General features: G+C 49.5%; 26 protein-coding genes and 1 other RNA gene. 9 read left to right on the forward strand and 18 right to left on the reverse strand.

Features of this window, described 5'->3' with window-relative positions; genetic code table 11:
• Window positions 1-93: 93 nt before the first annotated feature.
• The 3 genes from IPG80_RS04280 (at window position 94) to IPG80_RS04290 (ending at window position 2,948) form a co-directional block, all read left to right on the forward strand.
• Complete coding sequence (locus IPG80_RS04280; protein WP_345103076.1) at window positions 94-717, forward strand: ribonuclease H family protein; 624 nt, start codon at window positions 94-96, stop codon at window positions 715-717.
• Window positions 718-785: 68 nt separating this feature from the next.
• Complete coding sequence (locus IPG80_RS04285; RefSeq protein ID WP_345103078.1) at window positions 786-2,363, forward strand: site-2 protease family protein; 1,578 nt, start codon at window positions 786-788, stop codon at window positions 2,361-2,363.
• Window positions 2,364-2,378: 15 nt separating this feature from the next.
• Window positions 2,379-2,948, forward strand: a complete 570-nt coding sequence (locus IPG80_RS04290) for a cysteine hydrolase family protein (protein WP_345103080.1) — start codon at window positions 2,379-2,381, stop codon at window positions 2,946-2,948.
• A gap of 371 nt (window positions 2,949-3,319) precedes the next feature.
• Here IPG80_RS04290 and IPG80_RS04295 read toward each other — a convergent pair whose 3' ends face one another.
• On the reverse strand, window positions 3,320-4,138 hold the full coding sequence (locus tag IPG80_RS04295; protein ID WP_345103082.1) for a GNAT family N-acetyltransferase: 819 nt from the start codon (window positions 4,136-4,138) through the stop codon (window positions 3,320-3,322).
• 68 nt (window positions 4,139-4,206) lie between these two features.
• Between IPG80_RS04295 and IPG80_RS04300 the strand changes: the two genes are divergently transcribed.
• Window positions 4,207-5,337, forward strand: a complete 1,131-nt coding sequence (locus IPG80_RS04300; RefSeq protein WP_345103084.1) for a M48 family metallopeptidase — start codon at window positions 4,207-4,209, stop codon at window positions 5,335-5,337.
• A gap of 43 nt (window positions 5,338-5,380) precedes the next feature.
• Here IPG80_RS04300 and IPG80_RS04305 read toward each other — a convergent pair whose 3' ends face one another.
• The 17 genes from IPG80_RS04305 to coaE all read right to left on the reverse strand — a co-directional run bounded on the left by IPG80_RS04305 (window position 5,381) and on the right by coaE (window position 20,900).
• Window positions 5,381-6,241 (reverse strand): DegV family protein, encoded by an 861-nt coding sequence (locus tag IPG80_RS04305; RefSeq protein WP_345103086.1) that lies wholly within the window; start codon window positions 6,239-6,241, stop codon window positions 5,381-5,383.
• A 65-nt stretch (window positions 6,242-6,306) separates the two neighbouring features.
• The gene (locus IPG80_RS04310; RefSeq protein ID WP_345103088.1) at window positions 6,307-6,891 is read right to left on the reverse strand and encodes a TetR/AcrR family transcriptional regulator; all 585 of its coding nucleotides are present in this window, start codon (window positions 6,889-6,891) and stop codon (window positions 6,307-6,309) included.
• A gap of 147 nt (window positions 6,892-7,038) precedes the next feature.
• Entirely contained in the window at window positions 7,039-7,836 is a 798-nt protein-coding gene (gene arsM, locus IPG80_RS04315) for an arsenite methyltransferase (protein ID WP_345103090.1), read from the reverse strand.
• Between the two features lie 267 nt (window positions 7,837-8,103).
• Window positions 8,104-8,415, reverse strand: coding sequence for a metalloregulator ArsR/SmtB family transcription factor (locus IPG80_RS04320; RefSeq protein ID WP_345103092.1), 312 nt, complete (start codon window positions 8,413-8,415; stop codon window positions 8,104-8,106).
• 120 nt (window positions 8,416-8,535) lie between these two features.
• The gene (locus tag IPG80_RS04325; protein WP_345103094.1) at window positions 8,536-10,425 is read right to left on the reverse strand and encodes a LysM peptidoglycan-binding domain-containing protein; all 1,890 of its coding nucleotides are present in this window, start codon (window positions 10,423-10,425) and stop codon (window positions 8,536-8,538) included.
• A gap of 145 nt (window positions 10,426-10,570) precedes the next feature.
• A complete protein-coding gene (locus IPG80_RS04330) occupies window positions 10,571-11,104 on the reverse strand; it encodes a hypothetical protein (protein ID WP_345103096.1) in 534 nt (177 codons plus the stop codon).
• 33 nt (window positions 11,105-11,137) lie between these two features.
• Complete coding sequence (locus IPG80_RS04335; RefSeq protein ID WP_345103098.1) at window positions 11,138-11,986, reverse strand: SDR family oxidoreductase; 849 nt, start codon at window positions 11,984-11,986, stop codon at window positions 11,138-11,140.
• 93 nt (window positions 11,987-12,079) lie between these two features.
• Complete coding sequence (locus tag IPG80_RS04340) at window positions 12,080-13,036, reverse strand: homocysteine S-methyltransferase family protein (protein WP_345103100.1); 957 nt, start codon at window positions 13,034-13,036, stop codon at window positions 12,080-12,082.
• A gap of 17 nt (window positions 13,037-13,053) precedes the next feature.
• Window positions 13,054-13,539 carry an NUDIX hydrolase gene (locus IPG80_RS04345; RefSeq protein WP_345103102.1) on the reverse strand — a complete coding sequence of 162 codons (486 nt, stop codon included), beginning with the start codon at window positions 13,537-13,539 and terminating at the stop codon, window positions 13,054-13,056.
• Window positions 13,540-13,580: 41 nt separating this feature from the next.
• Entirely contained in the window at window positions 13,581-14,156 is a 576-nt protein-coding gene (locus IPG80_RS04350) for a hypothetical protein (protein ID WP_345103104.1), read from the reverse strand.
• Between the two features lie 113 nt (window positions 14,157-14,269).
• A complete protein-coding gene (locus IPG80_RS04355) occupies window positions 14,270-14,983 on the reverse strand; it encodes a hypothetical protein (protein WP_345103106.1) in 714 nt (237 codons plus the stop codon).
• On the reverse strand, window positions 14,983-15,588 hold the full coding sequence (locus IPG80_RS04360) for a sigma-70 family RNA polymerase sigma factor (protein WP_345103108.1): 606 nt from the start codon (window positions 15,586-15,588) through the stop codon (window positions 14,983-14,985). The genes IPG80_RS04355 and IPG80_RS04360 overlap by 1 nt, the downstream gene beginning before the upstream one ends.
• A 67-nt stretch (window positions 15,589-15,655) precedes the next feature.
• Window positions 15,656-16,036, reverse strand: a complete 381-nt coding sequence (locus tag IPG80_RS04365; protein ID WP_345103110.1) for a DUF3054 family protein — start codon at window positions 16,034-16,036, stop codon at window positions 15,656-15,658.
• A 30-nt stretch (window positions 16,037-16,066) separates the two neighbouring features.
• Window positions 16,067-17,431 (reverse strand): ribosome biogenesis GTPase Der, encoded by a 1,365-nt coding sequence (der, locus tag IPG80_RS04370; RefSeq protein ID WP_345103112.1) that lies wholly within the window; start codon window positions 17,429-17,431, stop codon window positions 16,067-16,069.
• Window positions 17,432-17,548: 117 nt separating this feature from the next.
• Window positions 17,549-18,802, reverse strand: a complete 1,254-nt coding sequence (locus IPG80_RS04375; protein WP_345103114.1) for a CdaR family protein — start codon at window positions 18,800-18,802, stop codon at window positions 17,549-17,551.
• Between the two features lie 5 nt (window positions 18,803-18,807).
• Window positions 18,808-19,680 carry a diadenylate cyclase CdaA gene (gene cdaA / locus IPG80_RS04380; RefSeq protein ID WP_345103115.1) on the reverse strand — a complete coding sequence of 291 codons (873 nt, stop codon included), beginning with the start codon at window positions 19,678-19,680 and terminating at the stop codon, window positions 18,808-18,810.
• A gap of 74 nt (window positions 19,681-19,754) precedes the next feature.
• On the reverse strand, window positions 19,755-20,900 hold the full coding sequence (gene coaE / locus IPG80_RS04385) for a dephospho-CoA kinase (RefSeq protein ID WP_345103116.1): 1,146 nt from the start codon (window positions 20,898-20,900) through the stop codon (window positions 19,755-19,757).
• 148 nt (window positions 20,901-21,048) lie between these two features.
• On the opposite strand from coaE, the gene rnpB reads away from it, so the two are divergent.
• The 5 genes from rnpB to IPG80_RS04410 all read left to right on the forward strand — a co-directional run bounded on the left by rnpB (window position 21,049) and on the right by IPG80_RS04410 (window position 24,730).
• Window positions 21,049-21,500: RNase P RNA component class A (gene rnpB / locus IPG80_RS04390), an RNA gene on the forward strand.
• 281 nt (window positions 21,501-21,781) lie between these two features.
• Window positions 21,782-22,294, forward strand: a complete 513-nt coding sequence (locus tag IPG80_RS04395; RefSeq protein WP_345103117.1) for a hypothetical protein — start codon at window positions 21,782-21,784, stop codon at window positions 22,292-22,294.
• A 233-nt stretch (window positions 22,295-22,527) separates the two neighbouring features.
• Window positions 22,528-23,208: a hypothetical protein gene (locus IPG80_RS04400; protein ID WP_345103119.1), complete on the forward strand. Its 681-nt coding sequence runs from the start codon at window positions 22,528-22,530 to the stop codon at window positions 23,206-23,208.
• A gap of 222 nt (window positions 23,209-23,430) precedes the next feature.
• Window positions 23,431-23,742, forward strand: coding sequence for a hydrogenase/urease maturation nickel metallochaperone HypA (locus IPG80_RS04405; RefSeq protein WP_345103121.1), 312 nt, complete (start codon window positions 23,431-23,433; stop codon window positions 23,740-23,742).
• A complete protein-coding gene (locus tag IPG80_RS04410; RefSeq protein WP_345103123.1) occupies window positions 23,729-24,730 on the forward strand; it encodes a hypothetical protein in 1,002 nt (333 codons plus the stop codon). Before IPG80_RS04405 ends, IPG80_RS04410 begins: the two co-directional genes overlap by 14 nt.
• The last annotated feature ends 5 nt before the right edge of the window (window positions 24,731-24,735 follow it).

The raw sequence follows: 24,735 nt of genomic DNA on the forward strand, positions 1-24,735 counted from the left end.
TTTGGATTGGTTTTCATTGAGCGCGTATTGTACGTGATTGATGCGGTTTGTCAAGCCAGAAATTCGAAGTGTGATTTGATGTAAAATTGACGCATGGCGAGCCAAAAATATTACGTCGTTTGGAAGGGACGCAAGACAGGCATTTTCACCACCTGGGCGGAGTGCGAGAAACAGGTGAAAGGCTTTGTCGGTGCGCAATTTAAGGCGTTTGCGAGTGAATCCGAGGCGGATGCTGCCTATCTCGCAAACTATGAAGATTACATTGGCAGAGTTGCCACCAGCGGTAAATGGCGTGAGGCAAGCATCAAGCCCTTGCTGCCTTCAATCTGTGTGGATGCCGCTTGCAGCGGCGCACCTGGTACGTTGGAATATCGCGGTGTTAATACCGAAACGGGTGAGCAGATATTTCATGCCGGACCCTATGCCGATGGGACCAACAATGTTGGAGAATTCCTGGCGATCGTCCATGCACTGACCTGGCAGGAAAAACACAATATCCATATTCCCATTTATTCTGATTCTGAGAATGCGATCGCATGGGTCAACACCGGTCAATGCCGGACGAAATTGCAGCATACCCCGAAAAATGCAATTCTTTTTGCCATCATTCGCAGCGCCGAAAATTGGCTGGCAGAAAATGAACTCCCGGAAGGCAAGATCATTAAATGGGACACTAATATATGGGGCGAGAACCCCGCCGATTTTGGGCGGAAGTAGCAGTGAGTATTCATTTCATAATGAGAAACAAACTCAGATCCCGTGAAATTGAAGCGGGGATTTAATTCATGAAATTCTTCGGCTTGTCCTGGTCGCTTGTCCACTGGCGCGGAGTGGATATCCGCTTCCATTTTTCAATGTTGTTTAGCATCCCGATTGCGTATTATCTTTTCAAGCCTGTAGATCTGCGAGGCGCGGTCGAAGCATTGATGTGGGTGGTTGGACTCACGTTATTTATCCTTCTCCATGAAATTGGACACGCGGTCACTGCGCAAGCGGTAGGCGTGGAAGTAAAGAGTGTGGTGGTCTGGTTGTTGGGTGGGTTAACCAACCTTGCCTATAAACCCGAAAAACCCGCCCATAATTTTTTTATCTACGCTGCTGGTCCGTTGATGAACATGTTACTGGCGTTCCTGTGTGTGATGCTGTACATCATCATGGCGGTGTTATTCCTGCCGCTTTCAGAAAACCCGCAAACGTATATTTGGCTGCAAACCTTTCAAGAGATTTTCTTTTCGCTTGCCATTGTGAATTTGATCCTTGTCGTTTTCAACTTGATCCCCGTTTACCCTTTGGATGGCGGAAATATTTTACATGCCACCATGGAGTGGTTGTTTGGCAGGGTTAATGCCGACCGGATCACGCTGGCGGTGGGGCTTCCGCTGCTGGGTGCATTGGTTGTCCTTGCTATTGCAATGCGCGACTATATTCTGCTTGGGTTCTGCGTTCTGATCGCGATTTCCATCAGCAGTTTAAATCATGGAATGTTGAAGAACGTTAATCTTGCGATCACTTATCTTTTCAAACGGGCAGGCTATTATTATCTTCGTGGTGATTTTGAACGTGCCGCCCAGTTGTATACGGCAGATATTGAAAAATCTCCGGAAGATGTTAATAATTATCTGGCGCGTGCGGGTTGTTATCTTTCCATCGGGCAGCGAGAGCGTGCGCTTGCCGATGTGGAACGTGCCCTGCGGTTGGACCCGGGTCAACTTTTTGCCTTGGAACTGCGCGGCGAGATCCATATGCTTGATAAAAAATATGATACTGCCTTGGAAATATTTGACCAGACACAGGCAATGAACCCCAACTGGGCAGTTCCTTATTTTGACCACGCCTCTTTGATGATGGAGCGCGGTGAGTTGCAACCTGCACTTGCGGGCTTTAATAAAGCTATTGCCTTGCAGGCACGCATGCCGTTGTTTTATATCATCCGTTCGCTGGCGCATTACAAACTAGGCGACCTTAAAGCGGCGCACGAAGATCAGGATGTGGCTGTGGGTATTTCACCTGAAGAGGCACTGGTGATGGTGGATGTGAACTTGATGATCTACGAGGATAACCTGCACTGGGCTCAGGATTTTTATGGTCGCGTGTTGGATAAAAATCCCCGTAACCCGCTTGCGCTTCAGGGACTTGCCGAAGCCTGTCTCGTCAACCGGGAGTTTTCTTCTGCCGCAACTTTTTTCTCGCGCGCGTTGGACGTTAACTCACGCGAAGCACGTCTCTACCTCGGGCGGGGTAAGGCGTATTTGGGAATGTCCGAAAAGGAAAATGCCAGAACCGATCTTGAGAAAGTGCAATCGAGCACTGATAAACTTCATTTGAAACGGCAAGCCGAAGATCTGCTAAAAACTTTGAATTAGACTAAAGGATAACGAATGAAAACTGCCTTACTCGTAATTGATATCCAAAAAGACTATTTTCCCGGCGGGAAGATGGAATTGGTCAACCCGCTTGAAGCCGGACAGAAAGCGTATGAGCTATTGCAATGCTTCCGGGAACATGGCGGTCGTCATATTCATATCCAGCACATTGCTTTGAGACCTGATGCGCCGTTCTTTGTAAGAGGTACGAGCGGGTCTGATATTCACGACGTCACCGCTCACTTTGAAGGCGAGCCTATCGTATATAAACATTACCCCAACTCCTTTCGTGAAACGAATTTATTGGAAATGCTCAAAGGTTGGGATGTGGAGCGGGTCGTCATCACCGGCATGATGACGCACATGTGTGTGGACGCCACCGCCCGCGCTGCCGCAGATTTTGGCTTCAAGGTCATTGTTGCCGAAGATGCCTGCGCGACTCGAGATCTCGAATTTAATGGCACGCTCATTCCTGCTGACCATGTTCACAAATCGTTTTTGGCGGCATTGCGTTCGTATGGACAAATAATGAAGGCTGAGGATGTCATTGCATTGTTGGCTGCAGAGCAGGCCGGAGCTTCTTAAACAGAAGCAGACACAAGCTGAAAGCGAATCGAAGAGGTGGCTGCATTTTACGCAGCCACCTCTTTTTTTTATTCCAATTTTTCCCAAGGTTAAAACAGATCGTGCTCTGCCCCGAAAACTGAGAAATACAATCCATTTGCCGCATCTTGAGTACGGCGGCAATTTCCCCAGTTTCTGTTTCCCAGAAGTGCATTACATCTTCATGTTTTATTCTTTCAGATCTGGCTGGATAAACCACCACCAATAATCAAGACGGGCAACATGCCAGCTATGTTGGTGCAGGTTGTTTGCCAGCATAACTTCACGTAGGAACTGACGCATTCGCCAGTAATCCTCCTCGTTTAGATAGGGGGGCATCGTGAATTGCATTGCTAGTCCTTAAGCAGCACAATGAATGATTTGTAATCTTTGATCTTGTCGAAGCCCGCCTTGAGCGCTGTCTTTGCAGAAGCTTCGTTTCTTTTGAAACAATGCCAACCAACTTCCTGTATGCCATGAGAGAAAGCGTGCTCAAGAAAAGCGAGAGTGAGTGCGGTGCCAATGCCGAGTTGACGGTGGTCGCTGATGGTTTCTATGCCGATCTCGCAACGTCCATGTGTGTTGTATTCGGAGAGACACCAACCTGCAAGTTCGCCTTCATGAATCGCGCACATACCGAAACTTTTGGCGAGAAAATCTTCCACGCTAGGGCGTTCTGAAGTCATTTCCTCTTTGAGCGTGTCGAGATGCTTTAAGTTTGGAGAAGCCAGAAGGTCAGCATCCACCATTTTTAGTTGAAAGCCTTCGGGCATAATATCTTGCCATTTGTGTTTCAATTTTTTGCAGGCATAATATTCACGGTCGGCATGGATGATCTCTTTATCTGAAAGGAGAGCGCTTATTTTTTTCTCCCATGCTGGGGTGTCGTAGTACAGCGCAAAACCTTCCTGCCCTTCGGACTGCATTTTTGGGAAGATCACATCTCTGAATTGTTTTTGGATCCCGCGGTTGAAACTGTCTATTTCTGCGTTGCCAGCCAGGACGTACCGGTGACCTGCCTGAGCAAACAACGCAGAGGGGTGTTCATGGTCGTCTACAAATATTTGCGCAGGTGTTTTTTGCGCGAGGATGGAACGTCCGATTAAATGAAAGTCCATGCCAAGCAACAATGGACGGATCCGTTCGTATAGATTTGGGTGTAGTGCTGTCATAATACTTGCTCCAGTTTTGTATTTGATCTTGCTTTGATTATAGTCTGTCAAATGCTATAATTTTTTCCATGCAAACTACTCTTGACCCCGAACGCCAGAAACAAGCCAAAGATTATGCACGTATTCGCCGTCGATTCTGGATCGTAGATACTGTTTTTAGTACGCTTTATGCACTTGCCTGGTTATTTTTTGGATGGAGTATCACCATCCGTGAGCGGCTGGTCGCCATTTCAAGCAACGAATGGTTGTTGGTTCCCCTTTATATCGCTATTTTTGCAGGTGTTTATGCGGTTCTCAACCTGCCGCTCAGCTACTATAGCGGGTTCGTCCTGCCGCATCGGTTTGGGCAATCCAATCAGTCGCTCAAAGACTGGATTATTGATCAACTCAAGGGAATTGCCATTGGTTTACCGCTTGGGCTTGTCATGCTTGAGCTTTTCTATCTTGCGCTTCGCATTACCGGTGATGCCTGGTGGCTTTGGGTGGCGGGCGGGTTGCTGCTTTTCAACGTCATTCTTTCCAACCTTGCGCCGGTGCTCATCATGCCACTCTTTAATAAATATGTGCCGCTTGGTGAAGAACATAAAGAACTTCAAGACCGTCTGCTTGATTTAGCCAGGCGTGCCAACACCCAGGTTAAGGGTGTTTTCAAGTTCGATATGTCCAAGCGCACCAACGCTGCAAACGCTGCTTTGACTGGTATCGGTAATACACGCCGCATTATTCTCGGCGATACCTTAATTAATGAATTTACTCTGGATGAGATCGAGACGGTACTTGCTCACGAACTGGGGCATCATATCCATAAGGATATTCCCTTCCTAATCGTTTCTGGTACGCTTCTTACCGCTTTGGGCTTGTTTATTTCTTCTTTGGCATTAAATTACGCTGTAACCTTTTTCTCCTTTACCTCCGTTGCAGATGTGGCTGCTTTTCCCGCACTATCTCTTACTCTTGGCGCCTATGGTTTATTGACTCAGCCTCTTGAGAACGCACTCTCCCGCTGGCGCGAAGAAATGGCGGATGATTATGCCCTTTCATCAACTGGCAAGCGCGAGGCGTTTGCCTCCGCTTTTACCCGGCTGGCGAATCAAAACCTTGGCGAGGTTGACCCGGAGAAATGGGTGGTCTTCATGTTTTATTCCCATCCGCCATTGGGCGAACGGATCGCGAAGGCAAGACAAACCCCATCCGCCTAAAGTGAAAGGGCTTGCGAAACTCGCAAGCCCTTCTTTCTTTTCTTTACACCAGATCGCCCATCAATTCCATCGGCACTACTGCGGCGCCAACAATACCTGGGCCGGTGTGAACCCCGAGCACCGGCGAGATGCGCTGTACTTCGATCTTAGCGACGTTTAATTTTTGCTTGAACTCTTCAGCGAGGTGATCCGCTTTTTCCGCAAAACGCCCGTGCAGGACGGTGACCCATAGGGGCGTGGTTCCATATTTTTCTGCCAGGAAATCTGCCATCGATGCCATGGACTTGTTTAGTGTGCGTTCGTTTTTTACAGTGCTGTACTTGCCATCCGTATCCACGCGGATGATGGGCTTTAGGTTGAGCAGCGCACCCGCCATCGCTTTCACACGTCCGATGCGTCCGCCGCGGGCGAGATATTCCAGCGTGTCGAGCGTGTAGATGACTTCGGTCTTCTCGCGGATCTTGGTCAGGCGTTCGTTGATCTTGTCCATTGCCCAGCCTGCTTTATCTGCCAGAGCTGCTGCCATCACCTGAAAGCGCTCACCACCGGAAAGGGTGAGCGTATCCCAGAAATTGACATTCGCTTCGCCCTTCACTTGTTCGCCGCCATCGCGCGCCGAGTTGATCGTGCCGCTCAAGCCTGACGAAATATGCACGGACATGATGTTCTTGTCGCTTTGTGCCAACTTGCGATACAACTCCGCAAAGATGCCGCTGGATGGTTGCGCCGTTGTTGGAATCTGTGGACGCATCGCCTCAAGACGGTTGTAGAATTCATCGGCAGAAATATCCGCCGAGTTTACTTCGCCTTCCGGGAATTGAATAAATAGCGGGGCTTGTACGATCCCCAGCTTTTCCAATTCCTCATTTGACATATCTGCCGCGCAGTCTGTTACGATTTTCATGGTTTCCTCTTTTGGTTTTCTTTTTGATAGTTGCTCACACGTTCAACTTATTACTCTTCGATTTCCTATTTCTTTAACAAACTATTGACCAACATATTCGTACTGTCACGTGCGACCTTCTCCCACTTTGCGCCTTTGGGGTCCATCAAGCTTTGCAGAAGCAAGCCCATTGCTGTTGAGATAATCATGCGTGAGGTCAATTCAGGATCCACTTCAACGAACGAACCTTCATCCACGCCTTTTTTGATAAGTGCAGCAAAATGTTTGTGATACCGGCGGTATGGTTTGATGCCCGCCTGCCATAGTTTTTCATCGCGGCTGGCTTGCAGCCAGAATTCAAGGAACATGGGCAAGCCTTCATTTGCTGTAGCGAAGAGATAGGGAAATGCCTCGGTAATCTGCATGAAGGTCTCAGGGACGGTTTTGTCTTTTGAGGCTTCAATGGCGTTGTCGATGGTTTGCAACCAGCCATCGAGCAGGGCGAGGAAGAGGTCTTGTTTGCTCTTGAAGTGATGATAGAACGCACCTTTACTAACGCCTGCGTCTGCACAAATATCGTCCACGCTGGCAGCGGCGAAGCCGCGGGTGGAGAATAGTTTGATTGCTGAAGCCAGAATATTTGAACGGGTTTCTTCACTGCGTTGTTGCATTCTTTTCCTCAAGACTATTTGTCTATAAAGTAAAAACAAACCGACCAGTCGGTTTGTTTTTACTCCTGAAACTTTGCACTGTCAAGATGACATTAAACATAAAACGGACGGAACCTTTCGGTTCCGTCCGTTTTATTGGAAATGAGATTATACGGGTTTGTAGGCAGTGATCTTTGCGCTATAGACTGCTTTGTAAATATCTTCGCGCGGATATTCGTTCACATCCAGTTCCATGTCTGCGAGGGCAGAGTCGACAGTTTCCTTGTCGAAGAAGACAGGCTTGATCGAAATATCCGTGAAGCCAACCGCCTCCATCATGCCGATGTAATCTTTGGCTTCGACGGCGCCTGCAACACAACCCGCCCATGCGCTCAAACTTTGCTTGACGGGTTCAGGAAGCGGACCATCGGTGACAATGTCGGAGACGGCGAGTTTGCCACCTGGCGCGAGCACGCGGAAGGCTTCGGTGAATACTTTGGCTTTATCTGGCGAAAGGTTGATTACACAGTTGGAGATGATGACGTTGACAGTGTTGCTGCCAACGGGCAGGTCTTCGAGATAGCCTTGGCGGAATTCGACGTTGGCTGCATTGACGCGTTTCGCGTTGGCTTGGGCACGTTCGATCATTTCGGGAGTCATATCCACGCCGATCACGCGTCCTTCGGGACCGACTTTCTGGGCAGCCAACAAACAGTCGAGTCCTGCGCCGGAGCCAAGATCAAGGACGGTTTTGCCGGGTTTCAGGGCAGCGAGTGTGATCGGGTCGCCGCAGCCATAGCTGGTGCTGGATACATCGGAGGGAAGAGTGGCAAGCAGGTCTACAGGGTAGAGTTTGCTTTCGGTGGAGCAGCAGTCTGAAGGTCCGCAGCAAGAGGCGCTGCTCTTAATCCGCTCGGCATAGTGTTCGCGGACGGTTTCGTGGATGGGGGTGGGGGATTGAGTCATTTGAGTCTCCTTTGTTTTATATAGAAGTTTGTCTATGTTTTTGATTAAAATTTTTTCGATAAATTCGCTCTGTTCATCTGACGACGAACAGAGATCGAGCTTAGCAACAACCGCTGGGGCAGTTGCCGCCTTCACAACATTCTTCTTCACAGCAATCGTTGGTGACGACAGGTAATTCGTTCATGGGATGCTCCTTTCGTATAGAAGTTTGTCTATAGATTTGACTGCAAAAAACGGGATCGTGTCACGGCCGTGGACACATCCCGATTATGCCTTGAAGGTTTTCAACAGATTTTCAGTTGTTACCGATTCAGGGGCGAACTTGAGCATGATCTGACCACAGCAAACGGCGATGTGTTCCTGGTTGAGGGTGTAGAACGTTTGCTTGCCTTCTTCGCGCACATTTACCAAATTGGCATCACGCAGGATGGCGAGGTGATGAGAGATAGTGGGCTGCGAAAAGCCGATCTTCTCGACGATCTCATTGACCGAGAGTTCGCAGCAGCAGCACTCGCTCATGATTCTTTGGCGGGTGTCATCTGCAATGGCTTTGGCAAAAAGGACGGGGTCAAATTTCATACGGTTATTATATAGATGTTTGTCTATTTGTCAAGGTAGAGTAGGGAAGTTGATGGTCGCAAGAGGAAACCAAAATCGCGAACGGACTCCGTTCGCGATTTTGGTAGAAAGTTAAGCGGGTTACTGTTTGATGACTGATTTGCTATCTGGCTGCGAAGTCACTCCGCCGCCAGTGGCGGTTGCGCTATTTGAGATGGACGCCACGCCAAGATCTGCCTGAGTGACTGTGTAATTGGCAGAGCAGGATACGGTGGCATTGGGGGCAAGTGTGGTGTCGGCAGCACCGCAGTTAATGGGGGTAAGTCCCATGAGAATGTCGGTCACAATAAATTGAGCAGGTCCCAATGGGGTGGTGCCACTGTTCTTGACGACGTAGTTAAAGGTGATCACTTGTCCGGCTTGGTTATAAGTTGCCTGACTGGGAGATGAGGTGACCGTCAATGCACTTACGCTTTTGAGGATGGTCACATCCACAGATGTAGAAGGAGCTGCACCGCCGCCCGCCGCAGTGGGTTTGGTGCTAACCGAAGCGGAGTTCAGATCGGTTGGAGTGATGGTGTACGTTGAAGTGCAATTAACTGTTGTGCCCGCCGCCAGAGTGGTGTTGGCAGGACCACAATTAATGGGAGTTGCACCGATAAGCGGATCTGTCACTGTGAATTGAGCGGGTCCCAATGAGGCAGTGCCACTGTTCTTGATGACGTAACTGATCGTTATAACCTGCCCTGCCTGACTATATGTTGTAGGATTGGTTGTTGCTGTCAGGGTCAATGAAGCGGTTGTCGGCGTTGTCGGAGTAACGGGTGTAGTGGAAGAAGACAGGGGTAGATTAAGTCCGGCTGTGTATAGCGGAACTTTGACTTCCTTGCCGACCGTCAATGTATTTGCATTGACCATTTGGGTAAGCCCAGGGTCAGAACCATATTTCGTGGCTATGGTTGTCCAGGTATCACCGCTTTGAACTACATGCTTGGTAACACAGGGCTGTGGCGGGGCATGAACCGTTCCATTGCTGCCAACATTGGGGACGGTAACCACGATTCCAGGTTTGATTTGGGCCGGGTTTGCCAACTGCGGGTTTGCTGCCACCGTTTTGGCAGGGTCGGCTCCGTAGCAGCGAGCGATCTGCCAGAGCCATTCCCCGTCAATTACTGTGTGTTGAACGCTCGTTCCGGAGGCAGTGGTGGGCGCAGCGCCTTTTGTAAGGGTAACAGGCACAGGCTGCGTGGAGTTGGCACCTCCACCTGAAGCAACAGCATTAGTTGTTACGGTGGCGGCGCTGATATCTGCTGAGGTAACGGTATAGGTGCTGGTGCAGGTCAGGGTGGCGCCGACGGCGATGGAAGCATCTGCATTGCCACAGTTAAAGGGCGTATTGTTATTAATGCCGGAATCTGCAATCGTGAATTGAGCAGGTCCAATGGGGGCTGCGCCACTATTCTTGATGATATAGGTAAAGGTGACTGTTTGCCCCGCCGTGTTGTAGGTGGTCGGTTCTGCAGACCGGGTAAGGCTCAGTAATTTAGATGGAATCGTTGGGACGGTTGTTGTGACCTGATTGGAACTGACCGTATACACAGTTGCAGATACATTGGCAGAAACCGAACCCTTATCCAGATCTGCCTGGGTGAGGATGTAATCGAATGTGCATTCGATGATCTCACCAGTGTCGAAGCGGTCGTTCAAGTTTCCGATGGTATTAATCGCCGGACAGACGGGGGTGAGCCCAATAAAAGTCAGATTAGGTGGAGTATTGTCGGCGAGGTCGTTTTTGATCATCTTGACGATAAATTTGAACTTCATGGTCTGTCCAACCGCGTTGTATTGCACGGTGGTATCAACTTGAGAGGAAAGCTCGACAGTGACCTTGTCGGTTGGGGTGGTATTGGTTGCCTGAGGAAGAGGCAGGGCTGATTGCGTTTCCGCTGTGGAGGCGCCGAACAAGCTGCAGGATGCCAGCATTGCGCTGAGGAGGACGAATAGGATGAGCGGGTACGTTATTTTTTTCATTGCCACTTCCTTCTTTTTTTGTACGTCAATCTGGTTTTGCCATGATAAAAGGATTGCACAAGAATTATAACCCCGCAAGAGATGGAAATAGAACGTCCCGCAGGCATGGACAGCGCCAGACCTACGGGATGTTAATTCTATAAATTTAAATGTAAGGATCTGTATGATGAATGGAACCTTCGCGGACGCACATCCAATACGTTGCCCCGGATGCTTTTCTCGGAAGGTTCGATGGGGTGACATCCACCCAAACCATACCGTTGGCGTCGGTGATCATGGAACTGCGTTTGTAAGTATAGATCGTGCCGATGGGTCCAACAAAATGGATGTTGCCAGGGTCTAGTTTGGGTGAAGTACGTACGTTTGCTTTACTGATGATCTTAAAGGTGGCAAGGTCCGAAGGAGCAGGCTGGGGTGGAATGGCTTTTGCAGGCGGCAGAAGCAGGGTCCAGTCACTGCCGATGCGGTCTTTTTGCACGATCTCAGCGTACCAAGGTCTGCCTTGTGCGTTCGGCGCTTCGAGCATTCTGAGGATGTCTTTGTAAAGGTTTTCATCGTTCAGGCGTTCACGGGCGATTTTTTTCAAGTCTTTACCTGCATCACTGGGTTGCAATTTATACTCCGTGTATGTGACCATTGCATTTCCGCGCGGAATTCTGTGACTTTGTCCTGTTGCCATATTTTCTCCTTTGACCAATTGTTGGCGAAGCACTTATTTCCGAAATCCCAAACCCTTTGCAATTACGGCATCCAACTGTCGTTTGGGCAGAAGCGACATGAGCCAGCTCATGAATGGGTTGGGGTCAACTGCATAACGTACACGCGGATTTGCGCCGGTGAGCGCTTTGAAGACCACATTGCTGACCGCTTCAGGCGGCAGTCCCTTGCGGCCGTTCGCGATCGAATATGCTCTAAATTTTTTGCCTGATTCGTAAAAATCGGTATGCCGATATTTTTCAGGGTCCACTTCCTCTTCAGCCTTGTCCCATATCGGTGTGGCAATGGGACCCGGTGCTACAAGGATGACATCAATATTGTAGAGCATCAACTCGCGGCGCATGGATTCAGATAAGCCTTCTAATGCATGCTTGGAAGCGGCATACGCTCCGAGGAAAGGGCTGCCGTTCCTGCCCGAAACCGATCCGATGTTTACGATGCGCCCGGGCTGACCTTTCAAAGATTTATCTGCACCGAGTAATGGCGCAAATGCCTGCGTGACGATCAACTGTCCAACGATATTGATCTCCAACTGCTTACGAAACTCTTCGATCTCCAGGTAGAGGATCGGGGCTGCGACCGCAATGCCCGCATTATTGACCAACCCGAACAATGTCTCGCCTTTGAGTATCTCGCGGACTTGTTTTGCCGCCGACTGAACAGCGGCTTTATCGGTCACATCGAATAACAACGGAATGAACGCCTCGCCAAACTCCGCCTGGAGTTGATCAGCGTCTTTTTGCTTGCGCACACTTCCGAACACTCGATAGCCGCGCTGAATGAATACTTCTGTGATATTTTTGCCAATGCCGGTCGAAACACCAGTGACAACAATACTTTTCATGGGGAAACGCACTCCTGTTGAATGGATACTTGAATTATACAGTCGGTTGGCAGTGGCGGGTTTGTAATTTTTAGGTGTGTTTGCAAGGAGATGTTATATTGGGTTTTGTGAGCCGCTTAGTTGAATCGCGATCTGCTCAATATGGCTTGTGTCTGTTCCACAGCAACCGCCCATGAATTTGGTATGAAAGGCATGTCTGGCATCATTCATTAATCCTGCCAGAATTTCAGGGTCTTCCGTGATCAATTCAATAGACTCATTCAGTTCTTCGGGGCGCAAGTTGGCGGTATTTGCCTGATAACTAATGATGCGTTTAGGGTAGGAAGGATTTTCTCTTTCAAGAGCATACATGGCACCTGAAAATATCTTCGGGTGTACGCAGTTGATCGCATATCCAATGGGAGGGGTGGTTACTGCATTATCGATCATGTCCATTGCCTTGCCCAATGGGGTGCCGTCCAGCAGGGTGCCTTCGGCATAGACAACAAAACTCAACATATATGGCAACCCTAGCCTGGACATGGCTGCAGCAATGCCCTGCGCTTCAGCGAGTGCCGGGAGTGGTGAAGCATATAAGAAATCTACGCCCGCCTCTGCTAGTTCTGAAAGCTGTTTTGCATGAAACTTCTCTGCTTCTAATTTTGATAAAGCTTGTTCTGGTTTGTAAGCGTCACCCCATGTGCCGATCAGCCCGCCAATGAAGATACTCATCGATGGGTCGTATCCAGCCCGCAGATCCGAGAGGAAGTGGACATTATCTCGGTTGATTTGCATATCTTTAAAGTTGGAAGCGGCAACTCGTTCGGGGTTGGCTTTCCATGTGTCTGTGAGGATAAAGATGGGGAGCTGGTATTTTTGTGCAACATCAACGTATTCACGATGAACGTTTTCCAGGACTTGTCTGGAGCGGTCATTGTAGATCAGGGAGGAGTGCGAGATGAAAGGGTCGTATTCAACGGCAGGATCCCGGCGTAAACGTTCGAATATCGAGCCTTCTGAGAGGGCAGCTGTATCGGCGTTGCTTTTTAGAATAAATTCATCGAAACGCATGAAAATCTCCGCTGGAGTTATAAAAGAACTTTTTTTGTCGCTTTGAAAGCCAGTGATGGCAGGTGGTCTTGCTCAAACCATTCCACGGCATCGGCATCATCTGCTGGAGCCATCTCCCCGCCAATCACTTCTGCTATGTACACAATAATGAAGTCCGCGCCGCGCTCGTGCTCGCGTCCGGCGATCACATCATGCACATGAGAAACACGTACGATCAAGCCGGTCTCTTCGAGGCATTCGCGTGCTGCCGCTTCTGCCGGGTCTTCACTGCCGTTCACGAAACCCGCAGGCAAGGTCCACATTCCACGGAACGGTTCGTTCACGCGCCGTACCAATAAAACACGGCTGCCATCTTTTACGAGGACAGCCGCTGCAACTTTCGGGTCTTGGAAGTGAATAAAGCGACAATTTGGGCATACCGGTCTGATCGCACCGAATTTTTCAAGATATTCCACTCCGGTGCCGCATCGCGGGCAGAATTTTACATGATCATTTTTGGACATGAATGATTTTATATCATCATCCACTGTATTGAACAAGTCGCTTATTTGGGCGGCTCAATGACATCCGGCACAATAATGATGCCTGGCACAATAATTGGATTCGAAGGGGAAACAGACCCCGGTTCGCTTTCATCATCTCCAGAATTGTTATTATTTGGTGCGCTTTTATCGGCAACCACAGGCATGTTGAAATCCAGTGAGATCGAACATAAAGGCTGACCATCTGTGTCGAGGGCAGTTAGAACCAATTGATACTTGCCAACTTGTGAATAGTTTTCAAGGAAAAGGTCCTTCGAAGAACCATCAACATCATAATATACCGGCGAATTATTAGGTGTAATGAGGGTCATTTCATATCCGCTTGCATCGGGATGGTCACTCCAATCGAAAGATACCATGCCGGTTGGCGGCATATCGCCTGCGTCTGATGAGCTTGTCGGGGAGGTCCATTCCATGGGGCAGGATGCCTGCTTTTCCTGTTTGCCTTGCTTTTCTTCAGGGGCACCGATTACTTTTGCCGCCTGTGTGGAAGTTTCTTCACCGCATACACATGCGCTGCTAATTAATGCGACCACTGACCAAAACACGGGGGAAACGAGTAACTTTTTTATTCTCATGATTCTCCTAAAATTAAAATATCAATTTCTTTATTTTCTCCATAATTATAAAAAAGAAAATCCCCTAATCGGGGTGACCCGATTAGGGGATGGGTACTCATTATTTCAGGCTGTTACCGCCATTTGCTTTTCGCGCTTTGATGCATGATCCACATCACCAGCCCGCTTGCGAGGCTAATGAGCAGGAATAAGACTGTCCAGTTAAAAGACGCTTCCTCTTCTGTGGGCGCCATTGCCGTCACAGGAATTGGTTCCACTGCAGGGGTTCCAGTTGGGGCTTGCTTGGGCGCTACTGTAGATACAGCCACGCGGTCTTCTGCGGCTGGCGTTGCTGTGGAGACAGGCGCAATTTCTGCTGCGGGAGCCATATCCTGCGCAAGAGCTTCTTCGGTGGCGGCTGGTAATTCTGCCATAGGAGCTGCTTCCAACGCTGTTTCCGGACCGCCGCCGCATCCATCACATCCGCCGCCATAGCCTGTATTCATGGGAGCGGCGGCTCCACCAAAACTTAACATGGGCAAAAGCGTGGTGGCTGTGAACGAGAAGAAGAATAAGACGGCAGCAAACGTTGTGGCAAATCGAAATAGCGAATAGCTGCGCGGCAAGGGTGGTTTGAGACCGACCATTTGACGGGTGAGCGTGAAGTTGCGTGGAGCTTTACGGGCAGGCAGTTTGCGGAGAATGCTGCGGGCGGCACGCAGGTCGCTTATAACGGAAGCAAGCTCGGAGTCGGTCTTGAGGCGGGCTTCCAGTCGAGCCGCATCCGACGCATTGAGCTGTCCATCTAAATAAGCGGAGAGGGTTTCGATATCGCGTGAATTGATCATTAGGCATTCTCCTCTTCTAAACGATATGAAGAGGGTAAAAGTTCCTCGAAGGAACGCAAACACTCACGCAGTCTTAATCGAGCGCGTGCCAGGCGGCTTTTGATGGTGCCCAATGGCACGCGCGCGGCGGCGGCTACTTCGGTATAGTCCATGCCTTGTACATCAGCGAGTACAACAGCAGTGCGGAAATCGGTGGGCAGGGCATCGAGACAATGTTGAATGGCATGTTCGAGTTCGTCGGCTTCGGCTTTTTGCGCGGGCGTCATGTTTTTGTCTGCCAGCCATTTGGGCGAATCCATTTCTTCGCCATCGCTTGTTTCGGGTTCAAGGGGCGTGGTGGGACGGCGTTTCTGGCGGCGCAATTCGTCGAGGCAGGCATTCGTCGCGGTGCGCAAGATCCATGCTTTGAATGAACCGCCGCGAAATGAACGAATGCTTTGAAATGCGGAGATGAAAGCTTCCTGTGCGGCATCCTGTGCCATATCTTCGTCGCCGAGAATGCGCACGGTTGTATTGAAAACCGCATCCTGATAATGCAAGATAAGCGTGTTGAATGCGTTCAAGTCGCCTTGTTGTGCTGAAGTGATGAGTGTTGTTTCATCCATAAGGATTATTTTACCCCGCTTTATTTTTGAAAGGAATTTAATAACTTCTTTGTTTACAGCAAAGAAGTTATTTCACCCGTTTTGCGATGAAAAGATAGAGCCAGCGCCAGACCGTCATACCGAAGGCGTTGGCGCTGCCAAGGGCGAGCGCAAAAATTGGGATGCCGGTCGTGTGGAGGATGGCGGCGCGCAAGATGACCGCCAAGGGTGCTGTAAACAAAAATACAAGCGGTATTCGCAGCAAGTTCTTTGGGTCGTTAATGACTGTTTCATCGGAGAGACCCAGCCAGGGAGACAATACAAACCAGCCCAATGCCATGGGGAAGAATGCCGCCGCCATGCGAGGAAGGAAGGAGCTGCCAGCTTCGCCATGTGTGGCAAACCCGGTGACGGTAAGGATGGCAAGCGTGATGATATCGCCAAGGATGCGGATGGATTTTTTGTTCATGGTCTTTTCTCAGAGTTGCATAACCGACAATTATTCCCTGCGCCCCTTCAATACGATGCGAATGGGGGTTCCTAAAAAGCCGTACTCGGCGCGAATCTGATTTTCAAGGTAGCGTAAATACGTGAAGTGCATCAGCGATGGTTCGTTGACATAGATCATGAAGGTCGGCGGGTCGCTGCGGACTTGGGTGCCGTAATACATGCGCAGCGCGCGTCCGGCATGGGTGGGATGCGGGTGCGCATCTTGTGCGTTGTGGATGATCTCGTTGATCTTGGAGGTGGTCAGGCGTGCGAGGCGTTCTTCCTGAACTCGTAATGCCAATGGCATCACCTGGTCCACACGCTGACCGGTCTTGGCGGAGATGTAGAGAATAGGCACATACGAGACGAAATTCAAGTCGTTGAGGATCTTCTCGGTATAGGCGTCCATTGTGGTGCCGTCTTTTTCGATGGCATCCCATTTGTTGACCAAAACCACACAGGATTTCCACTCATCTTTAATGAAGCCGGCGATATGAGCGTCTTGCGATGTGATGCCGGTGGTGGCGTCGATCATCAATAAGGAAACATCTGCGCGTTCGATGGCTTTGAAGGAACGGATGACGCTGTATTCTTCCACGCCTTTTTCGATCTTGCCGCGCCGCCGGATGCCTGCTGTGTCGATCAGTGTAATGGGTAGCCCGCCAAATTCAATGTTCATGTCAATGGCGTCGCGGGTCGTCCCGGCGATGGGGCTGACAATGACGCGTTCTGCGCCGACCAGCTTATTCAACAGGCTGGATTTGCCTGCATTTGGTTTGCCGACGATGGCGATCTTGATGTTGTTGTCTTCTTCGTCTTCTTTTTGTTCAGGGAAGGCTGCCACAAGCGCATCGAGCAGGTCGCCGGTGCTGGTGCCGTGAATGGCAGAGACGGCAAAAGGTTCGCCCAAGCCGAGCTCATAAAATTCTGAAACCTGATCGCGGCGGTCTCGCGATTCGCATTTATTTACTACTAGAAAAGTCGGCGGCAGGAAACTGCCATCGGGTTGCTTCCTTTGCATACGGCGCAAAATATCAGCCACTTCACGGTCTGGTTCTGTTACGCCAGTTTCAACGTCAGTGACGAAGAGGATGGCGTCGGCTTCCTGAATGGCGGCTTGCGCCTGTCGGCGGATATCTTCGATGAAATCAACGGAACCAATTGAGAGCGGAGTCCGACCGCCATGGGTCGGGTCGATCCCGCCTGTGTCGATTACGGTGAAAGTGCGGGAATTCCATTCCGCATCGCCAAAGAGGCGGTCACGTGTGGTACCGGGGGTATCGTCAACGATCGCCATTCGCTCGCCAACCAGGCGGTTGAATAGTGTGGATTTACCGACATTGGGTCGGCCAACAAGGGCAACAATGGGTTTCATGGGTATATTCTACTTTCTCTTTCTCTAACCTGTCTGACGCGCCGAGCCTGCCAAGTATACCCAACATGAAGGATTTTCCTGGCAGGCTCGCGGTTTTTCGAAGGGGGCTATTGTACTTTATGGTTTGGCAGTTGGTGTAGGTGTATTTACATCCAGCGGGGTGAGCGATATTTCAATGGTGTTAGGCAGGATCGATTCGGCTACAACGTTAGCGACAAGTACTTCCACGCTTGGTGATAATTGATATATGCCTTCGGTGAGCCCGGTCAGGTCTACAGTAACGCGTACCGATTGGCGGGTCAATGTATCCAGCAGCGGCAATAAACCGGAGAGGATGATATCCACATTTGTAGAAGATATTTGCACGTTCAAGTCTTTTTCCAACCCGATGATCTCAATCCGTTCACTGGAGATGGTTACACTGCTTTCGATCGGTGAGACCCCCGCCTGCACAAACACGGTCTGTTCACCGATGATGGAGATGCCTGCGGGCAGGCTGAGCTTTAGTCTGGTCGTAATATCATCCTGCGCATTTTGCAGGTCAAGCGGCTGGGTTTCCAAAACGCCGGGCAAGCTGTTGACGATTTCTGGGTCTGTGGAATAGATGGTCACCACGGGCGGAGAAACGGAAATATCCGTAAGGCGGTATCCACTAGCCACGCGCCCGAGTGTCGTGACCTTGACTGCTACATCGCGATAGCCGCCCTGCTGGCTGACAGGGAGGACAACATGCACCGTTTCGGGAGAAACGGTCACACCGTTTACCACTTGACCACGTTCATCAAGTACTTCCACTTTAAGGGATTGATCGTAATTTTCACGGATACGGTTCAAGTCAATGGATACTCGTGTGCGGCTCACTTTTTCGACCTGCGACTGAGCGCCAGATACGACAACGGTCAGCGGCTCCAGATCGACCTCTCCGACTTGATACCCAATAGCAACCTCACCTGCGATGCGTAAATCTATATCCATGGATTTCGTGATAAGCGGTTCCAGTGCAAAGTCCACTGTTTTCGGAGAGACGGAAACGATCTGAACTGGGCGCGCATCCACCTGGATCTGAAGATCGAGTGAATGATCACCTGAGCTCAGTCCGGAAACATCTAAAATTGCGCGTACGATAGCTGGGTTATCTTCGATCAACTTCCAGACCGAACTAGGCGCACGCAAGGTTACATCTACTTCTTTTGGAAGGGTATTACTGAAAACCAGGTTTGAGGATTGACCGATGATCTCAATCGGTACAGGGGCTGCAAGCGTGCGCGTCTGGTCAGGGTCGGCAGAGGTGACAGAAGAGATCCACACGGCAACTGCCAATGCAAATGCCCACAAAAATGTACGGTAATTATCGACCAACCAGCGAAACATGATAATTATTTTTCTTCCTTCCGGCGTTTTTTGCCGGAAAATAGACTATTAATAAAGCCGCCCTTTTGTTCCGTGCCGCTTGGGCGGAAGAAGGCGGTGAGAATATTCTCTAATCGTTCCGGGTCGAGGCGTCTCAACATTCTGCCGGAATGTGCTATGGAAATGGCACCGGTCTCTTCTGAAACGACAATGGCAATGGCATCACTTACTTCGGAAATACCCAGCGAGGCACGGTGGCGCAATCCCATCTGGCGTTCGGGTGTGCGGTTCAAAATACCGCTTGCGGACAAGGGCATCACACAAGATGCTGCCGCAACCTGCGCGTCCACAATGATGACGCCGCCGTCATGCAGAGGGGTGTTCGGGTAGAAGATCTGCAGCAATAATTCCGGGGTAACCTTTGCATTTAGTTTCACGCCGGTTTGAATATAGTCATCGAGATGGTCGAGCCGCTGCATTACGATCAATGCACCGTGTTTTCGGGCGGAGAGTCTTGTTGCGGCACCTACCACCGCGCGGATGGTCTCTTCGAGGGCGGAGTCGGCAGATTTTACGGCTGCGGGCAAAAAGGTTCCGGCGCGACCAATGCGTTCCAACGTGCGGCGGATCTCAGGCGCAAAAATAACGGGTAGGGCAAGCAGCATGGCGGGCAGGGCGTTGCGTGCAAACCATGAAAAAGCAGGTAGTTCCACCAGGCTGGTAATCAATGTAATCGTCACAATCAGCATGATCATGCCGCGCAACAATGCCATGGCTTGCGTATCCCGCAGGGAATACAGCAGCACAAAGAAAATCAGCGTGACGAGCATGATATCCAATATGCTCAGCCAGCTGACACGTTGAAAGATAAAGAAGAGGTTGTTCAGTAATTCAGTCACGTGTAATTGAGACGGCTCTCCATCACGGCTGTCAGTTCGGGATGCGCCCCAAATCCACTGAAGATATATTCAGCCTAAATGGGACGGAGAACGCGGTCCTGCCTTAATTGTTTGAAGAAGAGTGCACTCCCAGCAGGGGCGGCTTCTTCGGCGGCTTCCTGCCATGCCTGCACGCCGAGGCTTTCCGATGTGCGTTTTTCATACCCTAGCTTTTTCCAAAGGGCATCTTGTGTTGCAAGGTTATCCATTGCAAAGATCAGGGAAGCTTCACTCTGTAGTTCGGAAGAAGCTCCTTCCACACCCTGAATGAGGACTTCAAGAGCTTTTGGGGCGTCGAGGTTTTCTTCAAGAAAAATATCGGTAGTGCGGGTTACCAGGTTTTCCACCTGCCAGCCAGCTACACCGACAACGCCATCATCCATCTTAAGCAGCATATAGGCTTTATCGCCGAAACTTTCCATGACTTCATCGGCGTTCATTTTACGCTTGCCTTTACTTAACCGGGTGATCAAGTCTGCGATGGAGGCGGCATGTTTGGGTTTGCCACGTTGGGAGGAGAAATCCCCGGTTCCTGTGGATTTTTTAATGGTGATCGTTTCAGCGGGTGCGTCTTTTGCGCCAGGGATGATCTCCTTCCACGCCTCGCTGACCTGTTTCCAAAGATCATCATACGAACCTGTGTTCGTAATGACCATATTTGCCATCTTTACTTTCGCGCTTTGCGGCGATTGCGCACGGATGCGTTCCTGCGCCTGTTCCAAATTGAGTCCGCGTTTTCTCATCAGTCGTTCCACTTGGATGACTTCAGGTGCATTGGTCACCCAGATCGAATCGCAGGCTTTACGCAGGTCACCTTCGAGCAGTTTGATCGCTTCAATGACGATCACCGGCTGGCTGGCACGTTTGATAAGCATTTCCGTTGCCTGACGCACCAATGGATGGACGATCTCTTCCAGTTGTCGCATGGCTTCCGCATCCCCAAAGACCAGGTTGCCAAGTTTCTTGCGGTCAATTTCACCTTCGCGGTTGATCAGCCACTTCCCGAATATATCCACTACTGGTTGATATCCTGGTGCGCCTTTGGCATACGCACGATGTGTAAGTGCGTCTGCATCAATGGTATATGCGCCTAAATGTTCCAGCATGCGGCGGACGACGCTTTTTCCGGTGGCAATATTTCCGGTGAGACCAATGACAAATTTACCTGGCAGGTTGCTCAAGGGGATTCCTCTTCAAATTACGTGATGGGTCAATTTTAATGTCTTTTCCAGAAATGTCCACCTTTAAGTATTGAATCTTCATGCCTGTTACGGACTTGCATCCATGTGGTTGACTCTCTTTCCTTCCACGGGTATCATGAAAATACTTCAGGCTGGTCGGGCAATCGCGGTTCTGCGTTGACGGGATCGAGGAAAGTCCGCACTCCTATAGAGCACGGCGTCGGATAGCACCCGGGGCGGGGAAGTCTCGTCATTCGTTGACGGGAAGATCGCTGAAAGGCGTGAACCTGCCGGAAAAGGGCCACAGAAACAAACAGCTGCCTTTGGCAGTGATGGTGAAAAGGTGGTGTAAGAGACCACCGGCGCGCGCAGTAATGTGCGTGGCCAGGTAACCCCCGCCGGGAGCAAGGCCAAGCAGGGACGATTTCGTCTGTGGACGATGGGAGGCTGCTCGCCTCCATACGTGCCCTTCCCTCTTGTGGGTTGGGCCAGTCCCGGGTAGGCTGCACCGAGCGGCGCGGCGACGCACCGCCCAGAGAGATGATTGCCCAAGCGGAGCGATCCGCTGGACAGAATGCGGCTTATAGACCAGCCTGAAGTGCTTGCTCCTAGAATAGAGTTTTCTTGTTAATCTGTTGGACAGTAAATTTTATAAACATTGAGTAGTTAATTAAAGGAAACTTTATAACATTCTTTCAAGATGGCATCCCTACCTTTAAGAACAGCGGCTTGAGAATAAAATTTTTCAAAATGCTTATGACGTCCTCTGCCTTGTGAATGGTGGGGCAAACACTCGCTTTACCGCCCTTGTCTAAAAAGAGACTGATAAGATAAAGTTGCCGTAGAGGTCATACGGTTTAAAAAATAATAGGATGGTCAGAATGAATCCGAATGAATTAAAAACACCAAAAGAGCCCGGAGGTTGGTCGAATCCTACTATTGTTGCCGCAATTATTGCTGGAGTTTTTGCGGTGATTGCCGCTTTAATAGGCGCTTATGCAGTTTTGGTTGCGGCTGGTAAAGAACCTACTTTACCTTCTTTCGGTACTCAGACCTATTCAGTAGAAGGTACCTGGGTTGGTACGATAACTGCATCTGATGAGTCGTATCGTACTCAAGCGACATACTTCATCAAATCAAATTGCGCGCTTGGACAAGCCTGTGGCACGTACGAAATGCCTGTATATGGTTGTAAAGGGGATTTGGTCTACAATGGCGTTACTCAGGATGTTTATGAATTTACAGAGAAGGTAAGCAAAGACTCTCCTGATTTTTGCAAGAAAAATACGATCGACCGGTTTACGGTGGCTGCTGGTGATGAATTAAGTTTTTCTTCTTTGTATATTGGTGAGCAGGGCACGATTTCTGCAAGCGGCACGCTTAGAAGGAAGTAGAGTGGTGTACTGGATGAATGAAAGCACAGAGCATTAGACGTAGTGAGCTTTCTGGCGAAAATTAGAACCAAAATTAAAAGCCTGAGATTATTTGCTTTGCAGTAAATTACTCAAGCCAAGGAGCGCAAAATGCTAGTGATCTCGGTCGTAATCTTTTTTATGCTTTTATTGCTGAATTACTGGTTGCAGTCATTGCTCTACTTGTTAGAGAAGATAAGAAAAAAGTTATAGTTGTGCTTCTAGTTGGGACAATTATTGCCGGATCGATAGGTTTTGGTACGCCATTTGCAGAGACATTTGCGTCATCAGTCACTACAACAGTAACAATTGAAGACATCGCATCAAATGATCAACCTGTAGAACTTGCGTCGGATACTCAATTATCGAATTCAGATTTTGGGTCGTTGTTGTATGAAGATACATTTGAATCGGATGCAGGTGTCTGGTCTTTACAAAGCGGGAATTCAATTCAAAATGGCGAGTTGATCTTATCTCCAGCAACTTCTACTTTTCCCAACTGGTCTACAGAATATTCGGATTTTATATTTGAAACGGAATTTCGTTTTGTAAACCCCCAGTCTACACATTATTTTACAGCGTATTTGCGTTACACTGATTGCGCTGCAGGGAATTGCAGTACGCAAGTATTTGTTTCATCATCATCAGATATCGCTGCTTGGCATATTGGACCTGATAAAAAGCAGCTAATGAATTACACCCAGGCATCACAGTTGAAATTAAATGAACCAAATACCCTTACAGTAGTCGCTAAAGGCAGCGAGTTTAATGTTTACGTCAATCGTGTATTTGTGAGAAGTTTTTCTGATGCATCGTACAAGTCTGGCAAGGTTGTGCTCGACGCAGATGAAGCACCTACGGCGGTCAGCTATGTCAGAATTTACGCTTTGCCATAGCGGCTTTACCTATGTGTGTCGTTGATTCTGCGTTTGTGGATATGAAATTATTCGAAGACTTATCTAGAACCTGTCTCAAAAATACTGTGTCACCCTGAGGGAGCGTTCTTTGCGACCGAAGGGTCTCTTGTTTTGGGTGTAGAGATCCTTCGCTATCGCTCAGGATGACATTTTTGAGATAACTTCTAAATACTTGCATCAAGCTTTGTAAGCCCTACTGTTATGAAAAATTCCCGCCTCGCCTTGCTTGTCCAGCAGTTACTTGCGCAATCTTCATCGCGCGAAACCATAAAACTTGCAGTGGGGGAATTGCTGCTGCATGAAATGAAGATTGAGCAGGAATGGAAAGAGTTAACAACTTCTACACCTCTTGAAAATATGAAATTGAATATCCGCGTCATTCCGGCGCAGCAACAGTGCATGTGGTGCTTTCTGGTTTATCACCCCGGCGAAAAAGAAACCATTTGTCCGCAGTGCCGCAGCGTGGGTGCAAAGATACTGTCAGGCGAGGAGTTTTATCTTGAGGCGGATTAAGCAGATGCGTCTTGCCTGGTTACTGGCTATATTGCTGATCATGCTTGCCTGCAACGTTCCGTCCGCATCCACCCCGACCCCGAACCTGCTCGCCACTTTATCAGCAGTGACTGCCCTCCCGGCAGACTCCACTCTACAACCTGATATCGTTCCTTCATCCATCAGCGAGCCGACCGGTAAGATCGCTTTTGTTTGTCAGATATTCAAAGCGCAGGCAAGTAACCAGATCTGTATCATCCATGCCGATGGTTCTGGCTTTCAGCGTTTAACCACCGACGACACCCGCCAACATTATTACCCGTCCATGTCGCCGGATGGGCAAAGTGTTATCTATGCTGCATTTCGCGAGCCGAACATCTATGAAATATACGAAATGAATATTGCCAGCGGCAATGTCACACAATTGACTGATCGCCTCGGTAACCTGAACGGACCGGAAATTTCACCTGACGGTTCCCTGATCGCTTTTAAACTTTCTACAGCGGCGGCGAATCAAATATGGGTGATGAACCGTGATGGCACAAACCCTCATTTCATTCCCAATGCTTTGGGTTGGGACCCGACCTGGTCACCGGATGGGATGTCCATTTTATTTGCATCGGATATGCAGGGTGGTGTTCAGCTTTACACGATCAAGCTTGATGGGAGTGAACTGCTAAAGATCAGCAACCTGCCCGCGATACGGGGAAGAAGCGATTGGTCTCCGAATGGTCAGTTCATTGTTACCTATTCCGGTGAGGCATGGAAGCGTGATGTTTACATCATGAATGCGGACGGCTCGGATGCGCGTATGTTAAGCCCAACGGGGGGCAATTCACAGGGACCCTCCATTTCACCGGATGGTCAGTGGGTGGCATTTACTTCTTACTATGATCATTATGGAGAAGATCACGGCTGCGAAATCTACATCATGCGTGTGGATGGATCCGATGTTCGCCGTCTGACAGATAACGATTATTGTGATTATCAGCCCCGTTGGGGTCCATAAGGAGC

The organism is Candidatus Villigracilis vicinus (assembly GCF_016702885.1).
GTDB lineage: Bacteria > Chloroflexota > Anaerolineae > Anaerolineales > Villigracilaceae > Villigracilis > Villigracilis vicinus.

Bases quoted from the DNA above. Each gene is read 5' to 3' on its own strand.
- IPG80_RS04280 (WP_345103076.1), top strand. From the start codon at position 94: ATGGCGAGCCAAAAATATTACGTCGTTTGGAAGGGACGCAAGACAGGC.
- IPG80_RS04285 (WP_345103078.1), top strand. From the start codon at position 786: ATGAAATTCTTCGGCTTGTCCTGGTCGCTTGTCCACTGGCGCGGAGTG.
- IPG80_RS04290 (WP_345103080.1), top strand. From the start codon at position 2,379: ATGAAAACTGCCTTACTCGTAATTGATATCCAAAAAGACTATTTTCCC.
- IPG80_RS04295 (WP_345103082.1), bottom strand. From the start codon at position 4,138: ATGACAGCACTACACCCAAATCTATACGAACGGATCCGTCCATTGTTG.
- IPG80_RS04300 (WP_345103084.1), top strand. From the start codon at position 4,207: ATGCAAACTACTCTTGACCCCGAACGCCAGAAACAAGCCAAAGATTAT.
- IPG80_RS04305 (WP_345103086.1), bottom strand. From the start codon at position 6,241: ATGAAAATCGTAACAGACTGCGCGGCAGATATGTCAAATGAGGAATTG.
- IPG80_RS04310 (WP_345103088.1), bottom strand. From the start codon at position 6,891: ATGCAACAACGCAGTGAAGAAACCCGTTCAAATATTCTGGCTTCAGCA.
- arsM (WP_345103090.1), bottom strand. From the start codon at position 7,836: ATGACTCAATCCCCCACCCCCATCCACGAAACCGTCCGCGAACACTAT.
- IPG80_RS04320 (WP_345103092.1), bottom strand. From the start codon at position 8,415: ATGAAATTTGACCCCGTCCTTTTTGCCAAAGCCATTGCAGATGACACC.
- IPG80_RS04325 (WP_345103094.1), bottom strand. From the start codon at position 10,425: ATGAAAAAAATAACGTACCCGCTCATCCTATTCGTCCTCCTCAGCGCA.
- IPG80_RS04330 (WP_345103096.1), bottom strand. From the start codon at position 11,104: ATGGCAACAGGACAAAGTCACAGAATTCCGCGCGGAAATGCAATGGTC.
- IPG80_RS04335 (WP_345103098.1), bottom strand. From the start codon at position 11,986: ATGAAAAGTATTGTTGTCACTGGTGTTTCGACCGGCATTGGCAAAAAT.
- IPG80_RS04340 (WP_345103100.1), bottom strand. From the start codon at position 13,036: ATGCGTTTCGATGAATTTATTCTAAAAAGCAACGCCGATACAGCTGCC.
- IPG80_RS04345 (WP_345103102.1), bottom strand. From the start codon at position 13,539: ATGTCCAAAAATGATCATGTAAAATTCTGCCCGCGATGCGGCACCGGA.
- IPG80_RS04350 (WP_345103104.1), bottom strand. From the start codon at position 14,156: ATGAGAATAAAAAAGTTACTCGTTTCCCCCGTGTTTTGGTCAGTGGTC.
- IPG80_RS04355 (WP_345103106.1), bottom strand. From the start codon at position 14,983: ATGATCAATTCACGCGATATCGAAACCCTCTCCGCTTATTTAGATGGA.
- IPG80_RS04360 (WP_345103108.1), bottom strand. From the start codon at position 15,588: ATGGATGAAACAACACTCATCACTTCAGCACAACAAGGCGACTTGAAC.
- IPG80_RS04365 (WP_345103110.1), bottom strand. From the start codon at position 16,036: ATGAACAAAAAATCCATCCGCATCCTTGGCGATATCATCACGCTTGCC.
- der (WP_345103112.1), bottom strand. From the start codon at position 17,431: ATGAAACCCATTGTTGCCCTTGTTGGCCGACCCAATGTCGGTAAATCC.
- IPG80_RS04375 (WP_345103114.1), bottom strand. From the start codon at position 18,802: ATGTTTCGCTGGTTGGTCGATAATTACCGTACATTTTTGTGGGCATTT.
- IPG80_RS04395 (WP_345103117.1), top strand. From the start codon at position 21,782: ATGAATCCGAATGAATTAAAAACACCAAAAGAGCCCGGAGGTTGGTCG.
- IPG80_RS04405 (WP_345103121.1), top strand. From the start codon at position 23,431: ATGAAAAATTCCCGCCTCGCCTTGCTTGTCCAGCAGTTACTTGCGCAA.